The following is a 13,707-nucleotide window of genomic DNA, read 5'->3' as shown; positions in this document are numbered from 1 at the left end:
TCCTAATTTAAGGGTTTACTCATAAAATCGACAGGTACTCGGAGTCTAAAAAATAATGCGGAAAGCGTTTACATTTTAAAAAAAGGAGTCTGTTAATCTTTATGAGGTCCAATACTTGAATAATTCCTCATTAACTAGAAAAATCCTCTTTTTTCCCAAAAAAGAAGAGGTATAGTTTCCTATACCCCTTTTGCCACTCGAAATAGCTCGTCTAAAATATTGATTTTTTTATTCGTATATTCTAAAAAATTGTCATTGTAGGATTTTGGATCCTTTGGGTTTGCGAATTGTGTGATTTTACCTGTTACTGGATCAACAAATTTACTTGCTGCCCCACAACCTAGCCCAATAATTGTTTGGACTTCTTCCATAATCATGATATTGTAGATGCTTTCTTGCCCTCGCAAAGAGTAACCGACATTTTCTAGGTTTCCAAGTATGTTCTTCATTCGATATAAATAATAAGGTACATAGCCATGTTTGTTAGTCCATGTAGAAGCATTGTTCATCATTTCTGTGATTTCCTCACGGCCGGCAACCTTATATTTTTTCTTATTTCGTGTCATTTCCGATGCACGCTTAAAGGACAAGGTATGAACGGTTAATGACTCAGGCATCAGCTTTTCTGTCTCAGAAAGAGTATAGTTGAATTCTTCCACTCCTTCACCAGGCAGGCCAATGATTAAGTCCATATTAATATTGTTCATTCCCATGCTTCGGGCTAGATGGAATTTTTCAATCGTTTCCTCCACTGTGTGATGACGCCCTATCGCTTTTAATGTCTCTTGAATATAGGACTGTGGATTAATACTGATTCTGTCAATATTCCACTTTTTAAGAACGTCCAGTTTTTCCGGTGTAATCGTGTCCGGTCTACCAGCTTCAACAGTGATTTCTCGAATATGTTGAACATCTGGGAAGGACTGATTCATTTCTTCATAAAGCATGTCCATCTCTTCAGCTGTAATACTTGTTGGGGTACCACCACCGTAATAGACGGTTGTAATTTTTATATTATTCTCTTTTAACCAGCGTCCTATCTCGCGCATCTCGTAATGGAGACCACCAAGAAAGGAATTGACCGAGCCTTGTCGTCCATTGATTGCATAAGCCGGGAATGTACAATACGCACATTTCGTTGGGCAGAAAGGAATTCCAATATATATACTCACTTCATTTTGCAGTTGATATAAATCAGGAACCATTGTGAGTTGGCGGTCGACAATTTGGCGCATTAATTCAAGTTTTTCATCGGTAATCAAATAGTCTTCTTTTAATTGTTTGTGAGCTGCCTCTGGAGACACACCTTCTCGGTTCTTTTTGTGTAAAAGCTTTGTTGGGCGGATACCAGTAAGCATTCCCCAGGGCTGGATAATCTTTGTAAAGTCTTGCATTACAGTTACATACACATGTGAAACAGCATTTTTTATCTTTTTAAATTGTTCTTTTTCATTCTCAAACGGCGGAAATTCTTTACTATAGCTTGCCTCGTAGTCAGTACCTGACTTCATATCAGTAAGTGTGGCCTTTGAAGTTATGATTGAATAATTAGATTCGTAATGAAAGTCTATTACTAGCTCAGGATTTTCTAGTTCTGTAATGGAAATTTCACTTTCCTCGAAAAATAGATTTGTGATGAGCTGTAGAGGCCGAATAAACCGCTCATCCTCAAGCCCTTTGAACAAAATACGCATAGTTTGTATCACCTTTTCAATAAAATAAGCTTTCTTAAGTGTACAGAATGTCCGTTTTTTAATCAATATGAGAAATTTGGTTGGTTTTTTGAGTTGGCATTACGCTTTAATCGGAAATAATTCGTTCCAATCGGTTTTATTTTTGATCTATCGATTTTAGAAGTTTTTAACCATATAAAAAACCCCCACAACCTGTGGAGGCAAAAGCTAACTTTATTTTTCAATCTTAATTTGTTTTAAAAAGTCAATTCTTTGCTGTTTTCGGAAATGCTCTTTGATCATATAGGATACGCCATTCATATTATTTGAACGGGTCACCCAGTCAGCTGCAAATTTAACTTCCTTCGGTGCATTCCACATTGCAACCCCTAACCCGGCAGATTGAATGATTTCAATATCGTCTGTTGAATCACCGATGACCACAGTTTCGTGTAAAGGGATATCTAAATGTTTGGCTAAAGCTTGTAAACCGTTAAGCTTGGAAACTCCTAAAGGTGTAATTTCTAGCCTATGTGGTTCAGTTAAATCGACTTGGACATCCAGGAAATGCTCATTGATTGTTTCTTTGATTATTCCCAGTTCATCTTCACTTTGTGAATAGACCTCAATTTTCGGCGGGTCAACAGGATTGTCTGTTAAATAGTCACCTAGTGAATCAACAAATTGCATTGGATAAAAGAGTGGGTCACCTGAGCCAAACATCGCTTTTGCGATGAGGTTACCAGGAAATCTCATCCGGTTACCAATTGAGAACTTTTCATGCTGGAGTCGAATACTACATTTAAAGTTTTCTAATACCTGGACGATATTAAAAGTTTTCTCTTCCGATATTCGTTTTACATAGATTGGGTTATTTAGATCATGGCTAATAAATCCTCCATTATGTGTAATTAGCAATGAGTCTAGCTTTAATGCTTTGGCTATTTTTTTAGTCGATGCGAAAGGACGTCTTGTTATGAGAGTCACATAAACTTCCTTCGCTCGAACGTAGTCAATGGCTTCCTTTGTTCCGCTTTGAAGCCGACCATTCGGACGCAGTAATGTTCCATCAACATTTATTGCTAGTAACCTATACATATGCAGGTCCTCCTTCTCGGTGTTGCTGTCCCTATATATATGGTTATGAAAAAATGAAGTTGATTAGAACAGTAGGTTTTACATGATTAGGAAACAAAAAGAACCCCCGCCATTTCGCGTAGGGTTCATCCATACCTTATTGTTGGTCCATGCTGCCATAAAGTTCTTCAAGTGGCTTTAGCATGATTTGATTTAGTTCACCGATGACAACGCTCATGCGTTGCTCAGCTTCCATTAGCATTGCAATTGTGCCATGTTGTTGAACAAGTGCAACTTGTCTCTGAGCTTGCTCTACTTCTGCTTGTGAAATATCTTCACCCATCATTTGTTTTTGCTGAAGGGATAATTGTATGTTTCGGAAGCTTTCGAATAACCTCTTTGCACCTTCGTCATTGTTGACTTGATCGTATAGTTGCTTTAGTTGCTTAAATTCATTACTTTCACGAATCGCCTTTTCAACTCCATACGCAACATCATATAAATTCACACCCATTTTACCTACCTCCTTTTCCAGATTTAATCTGCGGAAAATGGTTCTTACCCACTATAACAAACATTTCCACATAATTCATCCTATGACAGAAATCTGAGTCATGATTTTAACATATTCCCATAAAGGTCCGTTTGTTCAAACCTTTTAAAAAAATTGTGCAATAATCCCTTGAAAAATACCGATGATTCCACCAAGCAATGCCCCTAAATACGTAATCATCTTGAATTCTCGTTTAGAAATACCTAATACCATTTCCTCCAAGCGTTCCACTGAAAATGTTCCGACCTGATCCTTTACAATTTCCTCTAGCTTTAGGCTTTTCATCATTATCTCAACACGGTTCGCGATGAAATCACTAGCCGCTGCAATTCCTTTAGGAACTAGAGTCTCTAGGATTCGGTCTTTATAAGGTAGTAATACCACATTTGCGGGTGTTGCAAGATATTTCTTTACAGGGAAGATATGTAATGTCTGTTCCTTTAAGAACGAAAGAATTTTTTCTGAGCCTACTTGTTCAACCATCCGATTAACTTCCAAGGCTTTTACCTTATCCCACTCTTTTTCAATTAAAGAATGTAAAAGTTCCTTTGTTCCTGGGCTTCTCAGGAATTTTATGATTTCAGGCTGAATCTTATCCACTAAACTTGTATTCCCTAAGAACATCTGCACCATATTCCCAAGCATACCTCGGGTCGACAGAAAATCATCCAACATTTTTTTCAGACGATATTTTCCTTCCTCACTTTCAAAATACTCAATGCCTTTTTCTGTGATATATTCTGCTATTTCAGGAATCTTCATTTTTATTGTTGAAAGGAGTTCCTCAGGAATAATCTGTCCAATTTCCTTCGTTCCCAGTTCGTCTAGAAGACTTTCGTACTTCTTTTCAATCAATTGAATTAGTTTTTCCTCGACCATTTCATCAAGATTGTGTATTCCCACATACCCCGCAAGTTCATTAATCTTTTTTTCGGTATCAAGTAATTTACCAACCTCTTCCTTCGCCCATCCGTTCATTGTGTTGACAAAACTTTCATCCTTTAGTTTGCTTTTTAGACTCTCGGGCGTTAAAAGATGCTCGACCACAGTTCTTCCCATCTGCCTTGCCAGTTCTTCCCTTCGTTTCGGGATTAATCCCGGCGTAAAAGGAAGTCGCTTTCCACCGATATAAATAGGTTTATATGGTCGAAACAGCATCTTGATTGCCAGATGATTCGTTACTCCCCCAATAATGGCACCGACCACCATCATGAATACAATCATTAAAAATACATTCATACAATCACCTTCTAAATTAACTTTAACCAAGTCACAGGTTTACCTGCTTTTTCATACGATACGTTATGAGACATTTGCCTATATTTTAGGCTGAAAGAATTTCTCCCGATTGAAGTATCACTTTATCAATTATAGTGTTTGAACGTCAAGTTACGCAAATGGGGTTATCAAGATGACGAAAAAAATTCTAATCGAGGTGATTCCTGTTTCCAATGAGCAGGTTTCCTCTTTGCAAATAAAAATGAGTGACAACATCATCAAGGAGTTTGGCTTACAAAATCAACAAAACATTGAATTATGGTGCAGCAGGAATAGTGTCACCGTTGAAATCGTATCTATTAATGAGAGCGAGCCTGTGATTCAATGTAATGATTTCATCTTAAAGGAATTGCAGCTTCCAACTGAAAATTTTTCAATTACCCTTTTCAAAAAATCGGATCATTCCCTTGAAATTGGCCCAGTCGTCGGATTATTAACCGAGATAAACGAAAAAAACACTCCTGTCTCACTTGGTTCAATCGATGATTTTTGCGGGGAAATTTCTTTATATGCAAATGAAATCGGGGCATTTTTTTATGTATTCTCCTTACATTCATTTTATAACCATTATGGATACATCTATATAGATGGGATGTGGAAAAAATCACCTGTTCCTTACCCACAGGTGGTTCACAATCGGATCCACTCACGAAAACGGGAACAATCCAAAAGGTTTATCGATTTCACAAATGAGTTGCAAATGAGAAATGTTCCCTATTTTAATGATCATTTTTTAAATAAATGGGAAGTACATGAATTGTTGAAGGAAAATGAGCATCTCCATTCATATATCCCTGACACCGAGCTGTTAACTCATAAAGATATTCTATTTCATATGCTCGAGAAATACGAGTGTGTTTTTATAAAGCCAGTCCATGGCAGTCAAGGAAGAAATATTTTTCGAATTCATAAAACGGATGAAGGCAAATATTTATTAGATTACACAACCTTCTCAGGTGACATCGAGAAAATCCATCACAGCTTTGCATCCCTTTTTCAATCTTTGTTCTCAAGACTAAAACAACATACATTTATTGTGCAGCAATGTATTCCACTTCTCTTATATAACGAAAAACCATTGGATTTTCGTGCTCTATGCCAAAAGCAATCTAGTGATAAATGGCAGTTAACTTCAATTGTTGCACGGGTTTCGTCAAAAGATCAATTTGTTTCGAACCTTGCAAGAGGTGGTGAAATTCAAAAGCTCCATAAAGTACTGAGCGAAAATTTTGATGGAAAACAATTTCCTCATATTAAAAGGTTAATGAAAGAGTTAGCACTGGAGGTTGCCGCGATAATCGACGGAACAGACGACGGAATTTTTGCGGAGTTAGGAATCGATTTAGCGCTTGAAGAAAATGGAAAACCAATGATTCTTGAGGTTAACACAAAGCCATCGAAAAACCAAGAACAGGATCAATTTTCACCTAAAATTCGTCCAAGTGCTAAAGCAATTTTACAGCATTGTGTCTTTCTAGCCAATTTAGAGTGAGAAAGGAGAGGGTCTAATGATTTCACTGGGTTTTATTACACTTTACCCGAATCAGGAAAGAAACTATGCAACGGAACTTGCCAAACGTGCTCCTGAATTAGGAATACAGCTTTACCGCTTTACTCCAACATCGATTGAACCTACTTCTGAATGGGTTCGTGGAGAAAAGTATAATCATCGGACAAATACGTGGGAACAAAGCATGTTTGAAATTCCAATGTTTCTATATGACCGATGTTTTTATTCAAATGATGAAATCTCAAAAAAAAGTCAGCCCATTATGAACTGGTTAAAGTTGCGTCCAGCAAATGCTTTTCTAGGGCACGGTCTTCCAAACAAATGGGAGATTTACAACACCCTGCGCCAAGATAAAGAATTATCACCTTATATCCCTTCTACTGACCAGGCTCTCTCCGCTTCTGCTATCCTACGAACTTTAATGAAGCAGCATCAAATCATCCTAAAGCCAGAGAAAGGATCAATGGGTAAAGGAATAATTGGTCTTTTTCTTCACCGTAATCATGTTGAGGTCATCTATAAGGATAAACACCTTCTAAAAAAGAATCAATTCACGACTAGAGGGGATTTAAAAAGGTGGATTGACTCCGTTATTACCAGTCAACCGTATTTATCACAACCCTATTTGCCATTACATGATGAAGAGAACCGCCCATTTGACATTCGAATCTTACTTCAAAAGGATGGCCAAGGAAAATGGGTTGAACAAGGTCGCGGGATTCGTCTCGGATTGCCAAATCATCTCATTTCAAATTTGGGTGGTGGCGGTGAAACCCAATCATTTGAAAAATGGACAGAAACGATGACTTTTCTTCAAAAGCAATTACTTTCGGATAATATTCATACAATTATTAATAGGTTACCAGATGTGTTAGAAGTGCATTTTGAACCATTATTCGAAATAGGAGTTGACTTAGGTCTTACAAAAGACGGTGCCATCTGGATATTAGATACGAATTCAAAGCCTGGTAGAAAGGTTATTTTGGAAACGAACCAATCAAAAGAAGATGTGCTGTACAAAACACCATTACAATACTGCCTCCATCTTCATTCGAAAAATTGAATTAAAAAGGAGTTGAAAGAAATGCGAACACCGCTTCCGCTTAAGATGACACAGAAAGAAAACGGAAAAGTGTATATCCCTAGTACCTACCAATTAAAAACACCTATCAAGCAAATTCTTTTTGGAACATCCTCGATTGAATGTGAGGTAATCCAAGTTGATAAACAGGAAATCAAACTATCAGAGGATCTTTTCTCGTCCCTAAAGATTCCGTATACAAGCACAACACAGATTTTTATCCATGGTGACCATCTTTACGTTGGACCGCTAATCGGAATTTTCACAGCAGGCTTTAGTGAATCGATGATCCGCCCAATTGGAGAGCGAACCTTATTCTTTGCAAAACTTTTGGCCCAGGAGAAAGCAGTAGGTGCCTATGTTTTTGTATTTGGTGCGAAGCATATTGATTGGGAAAAAGGGACCATTCTTGGACTTTTTCATAATGAAAATGGCTGGGAAACAATTGAAGTTCCGTTTCCTAATGTGGTCTATGACCGCCTACCAAACCGCCGTACCGAAAAACATAAAACCTTACGGGAAATCAAACAACGTTTGCATCATGAGTACTTAATACCGTGGTTTAATCCTGGATTTTTTGATAAATGGGAAATTCACCAATTGTTAGAGGGCGATCACCGTGTAAATACGTATTTACCAGAAACCCATAAAAATCCAACCTTTACGTTAATCGAGCGTATGCTAACTAAATATCAGCACGTGTACATTAAGCCTGCCAACGGTAGCCTCGGCTTAGGCATTTATCAAGTTTTATTTGACAGAGATTCCGGAGAGTATTATTGTCGCTTTCGTGACCAGGAGGGAAACAATCGTCTTCAGCGTTTTTCTTCTATTGAATTATTTATTAACACCCATTTCCGCGACAAACGATTAGAACATTATATCGTCCAACAAGGCATTCATTTACTCCGAAGCGATCACAAAACGATTGATTTTAGGATTCATACGAATAAAGATGAAAATGGGAATTGGCAGATCAGTGTGATGGCTGGTAAAATCGCGGGACGTGGCAGTGTGACTACACATCTAAACAACGGGGGTGTCGTTCGAACACTCTCAGAAATTTTTCCTGATGTCGCCGAATGTAAGAAAATAACAGACTCCCTTAAACAGGCAGCACTTTCATTAAGTGAAGTAATTGATTTGAGACAAAAAGGACATATTGGGGAACTTGGCTTTGATTTAGGTGTTGATAAAAATGGCAGTGTATGGTTGTTCGAGGCAAACTCCAAGCCAGGTCGATCGATTTTTTCACATCCAAAACTAAGAAAATATGATAAACTCTCAAGCAGGCTTCCTTTGCAATATGCTGTCTATTTAACAGAAACCACCATTAAAAAACCTGAGGAAGTTTTCAAATGATCACCATTTATTATCACATTGAAAAAAAGAAGTGGGTTCAATGTGAGGAAGCAAATGGACTTTACTTTGGAAAAACGAAAACAATCATTTCTTATGTAGGGAGCAGCCCAGAGCAATCGCTCCCTTTTCCTGTTAAAAAAGATGGAAAAAAGATAGGTCCTATCGTTGCCATTCTTACAGGTTTCTCAAAAGACAATACTTTTATAGGAAATCTCAAAGTATTGAAAAAAACTCTATTATCCTTGCAGGAAAACGGTGCATTAGGAATCATTATTACCCCGAAGTCAATTCAGGAACAGTCCGTTGAGGCTTTTACTTTTTATCAACCCTTACAAAAATGGATTAAATTACGAACTCCTCTTCCGGATGTTGTGTATAATCGGATTCCATATCGTCACATGGAAGAGGGGCTGGCTTTTACCAAAGTTGTTACTTTTTTAAAAATGAAGGAAATCCCGTTTTTTAATCCATCTTTTTTTTCAAAATGGGAGATTTATCAAATTTTAAAAAATAATGATTTTGTTCATCGATTTCTTCCTGATACCACTCTTATTAAAGACAAAAGCGATATCGAAGAAATGCTAGCAAAACATCCCATCCTCTATTTGAAAAGCTCCACCGGACATAAAGGTATCAATCTTTACAGACTAAAAACCGTTCATAATGAAATAATTGTAGAATCACCTCACGAAAAACAAAGCTATCCAACACTCATACCCTTTTGGAAGAAGTTTATGGATGACTTTAGTGTAAACGATTATTTATTACAGGAAGCCATTCGAGCGGATACGTATGATGGAAAACAGTATGATTTAAGGCTTTTATGTCATTATTATGAAAAGAAACATATCATTAGCGGTATCGGAGTCAGGGTTGCTGGTAAAAATGGAGTGACTACACATGTTCCAAATGGTGGGTCAATTATCCCCTATGAATTGGTTCGCTCTCGCTTTGATGAAGTTCTTTTAAAAAAGCTTGTGAATGAAGTTGGCAAAGTACTTTTGGACGAAACAGGTGAGTTTATCGGAGAGTTCTCGATTGACCTTGGTCGATCAGTGGATGGAAGGATGTATATTTATGAAATCAATTCAAAACCAATGGTGTTTGATGAAGACCAAATTCAACAAAAAGGACTTGAAAATTTAACCAAACTACTTATAATGAAATCAAATGCTTAAGCGCCTCTAAAAAGGATCATCGACTAAAAACTGCCACCTCCTGTGGCAAACGTCGATGTCAGCACTTCCTCGAAAATGCTATGCATTTTCTTCGTGCGATGATTATGCCACGAAGCATTCCTTGTCCTGTGCAAGTCCGACAAGCACAAGACGAGCCAGCATGAAGGTTGCTCTTTAACCTTCTTGATGGATTGGCTTGTGACCTCGAGCTGCTCAAAGCTGAGCTTTTCGCAAGATACTCACTGAAATCTATTCAAGTTGAAAACTGGCTAGGCGTTTAAGCTGGACGGCAAACACAAACGTAAATAGAAGCTAGGGGAGCTTATCATGATTTCACATTTTCAATGGAAGCCTTTATATAAAAGTAGCAAAATTCCTGGTTGGAGCTTTTCCTTTTACTTCCAAGGAACAAAATACAATGGAATTTATAATAAGGATGGAAGCATCGATTGGCACGGCAATCATCCCAATCTGAAAGTTTTGAATGACATTACAAAACAAATTCATGAATTAATGCTTTTCCATGTGTATGACTAAGAATGATTTCTTTGCCTCCTTCACAAACTAAGTGCAAAGGAGGTTTTTTTTATGGCGAAGCAAGGAAAAGAGCGTAAAGACCTTCAACATGAAGGTAAAGATGAAGTATTTATGGATGTGGACCGTTTCATAAATGAAGGAATGGCTGGTGGAAGTGTCTACCGTTATCATGATCAAACGAATATCGAGGAAGCTCGGGATTTTGAGAAAGAGGAACCACCGAATGTAATTGAATAATCAGTTAGCGACTAGGTCTCCTTCTGTTATAATAGAAGGAGATTTTTTGATTGAAATGAAGGAGTTTTTACATGATTGAAAATTTGATGAAGCATTATCAGGATGCTCTTATAACAGCAGAATCACCCTACAAAACAGATTTGTATTCGTGGTTTTTAACGGATACAGGAGCTTTTTTCGGAATTAAAAAGGATCGTCTTTCTACAAAAGAGGCCTCTCTTTTATCTTCCCTTTTTACACCATATGGTACTCATGTCAACGATATGAACGATACCCAGGCGTTTTGGTATAACCTTTTGTTTTTACAACAAGGCAGTGTTTCACCTGATCAACTTCCTTTTACACACTGCCGGTTTATTCAATTTTATGCTGACCAACCGATTACCGACCATCTTGAGTTCCAGGAGGCCATTCAGGCACTTTTGCCAAGAGATACCATCTTTCTCTGGGAAAATGATTCACGTGGGGTTCTCATTGAAACGAGAAACGAGGAAATGATTGAGGATGTCTTCTATGATGAAATCACTGTTACGTTAACAAGTGATTTTTATACGGACATGCGTTTATTTATTGGACAAACCCACCCCCTTACTAACAATCTTAGCTCTCTTTTTAAAACAGAAAAAGATTGGTTCCAAAAAGGGATACAATTTTTGCATAAACAAAAGGTTTATCGATTACATGATATATTGCCATTTCTATTAATTGAAGGGATGGACTCAGATTTTCGTAACCAACTTAAAAATGTGATTCCAGAAGAGCTACAAGGTGACCACGAATTACTTGAAACAATCAAAGTTTTCTTTGAAAGTGATTTGAATGTATCAAATGCTGCGAAACGCCTATATATGCACCGAAATAGCCTACAATACCGGATTGAGAAATTCATAGAAAAGACAGGCATTGACATTAAGCATTTTCACGGTGCCGTGACAACCTATTTAGCCATTTTAGACCTCGAACATTTTTAACTTTACTCTTCGTATGTGATAAATAGTAAACTTGCACGAAAACCCTTTCAACAATTTGTGCAATTTACACATTTACGGTGTTGTCCTCTTTAAAGTAAACTTTAAGTATCGAAAACGTTTACACTAGGAGGAAAAATAATGGCTGAATTAGTTTTAGATCATATTTACAAAGTATACGACAATAAAGTAACGGCGGTAGAAGATTTTAATCTTCATATTAAAGATAAAGAATTCATCGTATTTGTAGGACCATCAGGTTGTGGTAAATCAACTACTTTACGTATGATTGCTGGATTAGAAGAAATTTCTCAAGGAGATTTCTATATTGATGATAAGCGTGTAAATGACGTTGCTCCAAAAGATCGTGACATCGCGATGGTATTCCAAAACTATGCACTATATCCACATATGAGTGTTTATGATAATATGGCATTCGGATTAAAGCTTCGTAAATTCCCTAAAGATGAAATTGATCGTCGAGTTAAAGACGCTGCAAAAATTCTTGGACTTGAAGAGTATTTAACTCGTAAGCCTAAAGCTTTATCAGGTGGTCAGCGCCAGCGTGTTGCATTAGGACGTGCAATCGTTCGTGACGCAAAAGTATTCTTGATGGACGAACCTTTATCAAACCTTGATGCTAAGCTTCGTGTACAAATGCGTGCTGAGATTTCTAAGCTTCACCAACGTCTACAAACAACTACAATTTACGTAACACATGACCAAACAGAAGCGATGACAATGGCTACTCGTCTTGTTGTTATGAAAGACGGTATTATCCAACAGGTTGGAGCACCAAAAGAGGTGTATGACAATCCGGAAAACGTATTCGTTGCTGGTTTCATTGGATCTCCTGCGATGAACTTCTTCCCTGGTAAATTACAGGACGGTACATTCACAATTGGTGATGTAAAAGTTGCTGTTCCAGAAGGAAAAATGAAGGTTCTTCGTGAACAAGGCTATGTAAACAAAGATATCATCCTAGGTGTTCGTCCAGAGGATATTCATGATGAGCCTGTATTCATTGAATCTGCTCAAGGATCTAAAATCACTGCACTTATTGAAGTATCCGAGTTAACTGGTGCTGAAACTATGCTCTATTCACAGCTTGCAGGTACAGACTTTGTGGCACGTGTTGATTCACGTACTCAAGCAAAACCAGGTGAAAAAATCGAACTTGCATTTGATATGAACAAATGCCATTTCTTCGACGCAGATAATGAAAAGAGAATTCGATAAAAAAGAAAAGCGCAAGCGCCTGAAGAAGAACGTCTACTAAAAACTGCCACGTCCTGTGGCAAACGTAGACGTCAGCACTTCCTGTGCAAGTCCGACAAGCACAAGACGAGCCAGCGAAGAAGGTTGCTCTTTGACCTTCTTGATGGATTGGCTTGTGACCTCGAGCTGCTCAAAGCAAAGCTTTTCGCAAGATACTCTTAGAAGCCTATTCAAGGTGAAAACTGGCTAGGCGCTGGAGCTAGACATCATAAATACAGTCAAAAGTCGCCCACTTTGTGGGGCGACTTTTTTGTTGGCCAAGAGGGACGTTCATTATTCTTTAATGGTCTTTACTTCTTGGGTATTGCAGCTTGTACAATAGAATAAATGAGCACATTCATTGTTTTGAAATGTAGTTTGGATGCCATCTATTTTTTTCAAGTCATCAATCTGCATATATGCACTGTAAGGACCAAAATAATCGATAATGCGTCCAGAATCCTCCAAAGAATTCCCACATTGTGCACATGAGAAGCTAGCTTTGTTAAAGCCATTACATAATGGACAAATTGGCATGCTCTTCTCTCCTACTCATTTTCGTATTTACTCACTATAGTTTTTGATGAAACAAAGCAGTTATGCTCCATGCCTCACAGGAATTAATTGGCAGAGTTATGTTCGAATATAATCTTGTATTCGTCACATAATACTTAGTACAAACACAGCAACACACAACTCACCAAGCAACACAGAAAAAAACTTATATACAACGGGTTAGCCTAGAGGCTAAGGAAACCCTTATATCTGGTGCAATTCCGGAGTAACCCACCAAAATAAATCAGTTTAAGGAGATGAAGGAAAATGGCAAACAACAATAGTAACCAATTATTAGTAGCAGGTGCTGAACAAGCTATCGACCAAATGAAGTATGAAATTGCTCAAGAATTTGGTGTTAACTTAGGTGCTGACACTACATCTCGCGCAAACGGATCAGTTGGTGGAGAAATTACAAAGCGTTTAGTATCTTTCGCTCAA

The 13,707-nt window shown here is 37.7% G+C and carries 14 protein-coding genes; 9 read left to right on the top strand and 5 right to left on the bottom strand.

The window, feature by feature from the left end:
- Positions 1–179: 179 nt before the first annotated feature.
- The 4 genes from V7138_RS13930 to V7138_RS13915 all read right to left on the bottom strand — a co-directional run bounded on the left by V7138_RS13930 (position 180) and on the right by V7138_RS13915 (position 4,542).
- On the bottom strand, positions 180–1,694 hold the full coding sequence (locus tag V7138_RS13930) for a coproporphyrinogen III oxidase (RefSeq protein ID WP_335398321.1): 1,515 nt from the start codon (positions 1,692–1,694) through the stop codon (positions 180–182).
- Between the two features lie 213 nt (positions 1,695–1,907).
- Positions 1,908–2,771 carry a Cof-type HAD-IIB family hydrolase gene (locus tag V7138_RS13925; RefSeq protein WP_335398319.1) on the bottom strand — a complete coding sequence of 288 codons (864 nt, stop codon included), beginning with the start codon at positions 2,769–2,771 and terminating at the stop codon, positions 1,908–1,910.
- A 136-nt stretch (positions 2,772–2,907) separates the two neighbouring features.
- Positions 2,908–3,264 (bottom strand): YlbF family regulator, encoded by a 357-nt coding sequence (locus V7138_RS13920; protein WP_335398317.1) that lies wholly within the window; start codon positions 3,262–3,264, stop codon positions 2,908–2,910.
- A 144-nt stretch (positions 3,265–3,408) separates the two neighbouring features.
- Positions 3,409–4,542 (bottom strand): DUF445 domain-containing protein, encoded by a 1,134-nt coding sequence (locus V7138_RS13915; protein WP_335398315.1) that lies wholly within the window; start codon positions 4,540–4,542, stop codon positions 3,409–3,411.
- 172 nt (positions 4,543–4,714) lie between these two features.
- Here V7138_RS13915 and V7138_RS13910 point away from each other — a divergent pair, with 172 nt between their 5' ends.
- The 8 genes from V7138_RS13910 to V7138_RS13875 all read left to right on the top strand — a co-directional run bounded on the left by V7138_RS13910 (position 4,715) and on the right by V7138_RS13875 (position 12,693).
- Complete coding sequence (locus V7138_RS13910) at positions 4,715–6,073, top strand: YheC/YheD family endospore coat-associated protein (protein ID WP_335398313.1); 1,359 nt, start codon at positions 4,715–4,717, stop codon at positions 6,071–6,073.
- Between the two features lie 16 nt (positions 6,074–6,089).
- Positions 6,090–7,154 carry a YheC/YheD family endospore coat-associated protein gene (locus V7138_RS13905; protein WP_335398311.1) on the top strand — a complete coding sequence of 355 codons (1,065 nt, stop codon included), beginning with the start codon at positions 6,090–6,092 and terminating at the stop codon, positions 7,152–7,154.
- Between the two features lie 21 nt (positions 7,155–7,175).
- The gene (locus V7138_RS13900; protein WP_335398309.1) at positions 7,176–8,534 is read left to right on the top strand and encodes a YheC/YheD family endospore coat-associated protein; all 1,359 of its coding nucleotides are present in this window, start codon (positions 7,176–7,178) and stop codon (positions 8,532–8,534) included.
- Complete coding sequence (locus V7138_RS13895) at positions 8,531–9,712, top strand: YheC/YheD family endospore coat-associated protein (RefSeq protein WP_335398307.1); 1,182 nt, start codon at positions 8,531–8,533, stop codon at positions 9,710–9,712. The genes V7138_RS13900 and V7138_RS13895 overlap by 4 nt, the downstream gene beginning before the upstream one ends.
- A 327-nt stretch (positions 9,713–10,039) precedes the next feature.
- Entirely contained in the window at positions 10,040–10,249 is a 210-nt protein-coding gene (locus V7138_RS13890) for a YheE family protein (RefSeq protein WP_335398305.1), read from the top strand.
- A gap of 51 nt (positions 10,250–10,300) precedes the next feature.
- Positions 10,301–10,486, top strand: coding sequence for a hypothetical protein (locus V7138_RS13885; RefSeq protein ID WP_335398303.1), 186 nt, complete (start codon positions 10,301–10,303; stop codon positions 10,484–10,486).
- A gap of 71 nt (positions 10,487–10,557) precedes the next feature.
- Positions 10,558–11,457, top strand: coding sequence for a PucR family transcriptional regulator (locus V7138_RS13880; RefSeq protein WP_335398301.1), 900 nt, complete (start codon positions 10,558–10,560; stop codon positions 11,455–11,457).
- A 138-nt stretch (positions 11,458–11,595) separates the two neighbouring features.
- Complete coding sequence (locus V7138_RS13875; protein WP_335398299.1) at positions 11,596–12,693, top strand: ABC transporter ATP-binding protein; 1,098 nt, start codon at positions 11,596–11,598, stop codon at positions 12,691–12,693.
- Between the two features lie 312 nt (positions 12,694–13,005).
- Here the strand turns inward: V7138_RS13875 and V7138_RS13870 are convergent, their stop codons facing one another.
- Positions 13,006–13,248 carry a hypothetical protein gene (locus V7138_RS13870; protein ID WP_335398297.1) on the bottom strand — a complete coding sequence of 81 codons (243 nt, stop codon included), beginning with the start codon at positions 13,246–13,248 and terminating at the stop codon, positions 13,006–13,008.
- A gap of 285 nt (positions 13,249–13,533) precedes the next feature.
- On the opposite strand from V7138_RS13870, the gene V7138_RS13865 reads away from it, so the two are divergent.
- A partial coding sequence (locus V7138_RS13865; RefSeq protein ID WP_335398508.1) for an alpha/beta-type small acid-soluble spore protein occupies positions 13,534–13,707 on the top strand: 174 nt, incomplete at its 3' end.

Source organism: Bacillus sp. JJ1533, assembly GCF_036965045.1.
Lineage (GTDB): Bacteria > Bacillota > Bacilli > Bacillales > Bacillaceae_L > Ferdinandcohnia.
This window is presented reverse-complemented; position numbering and strand designations above follow the sequence as displayed.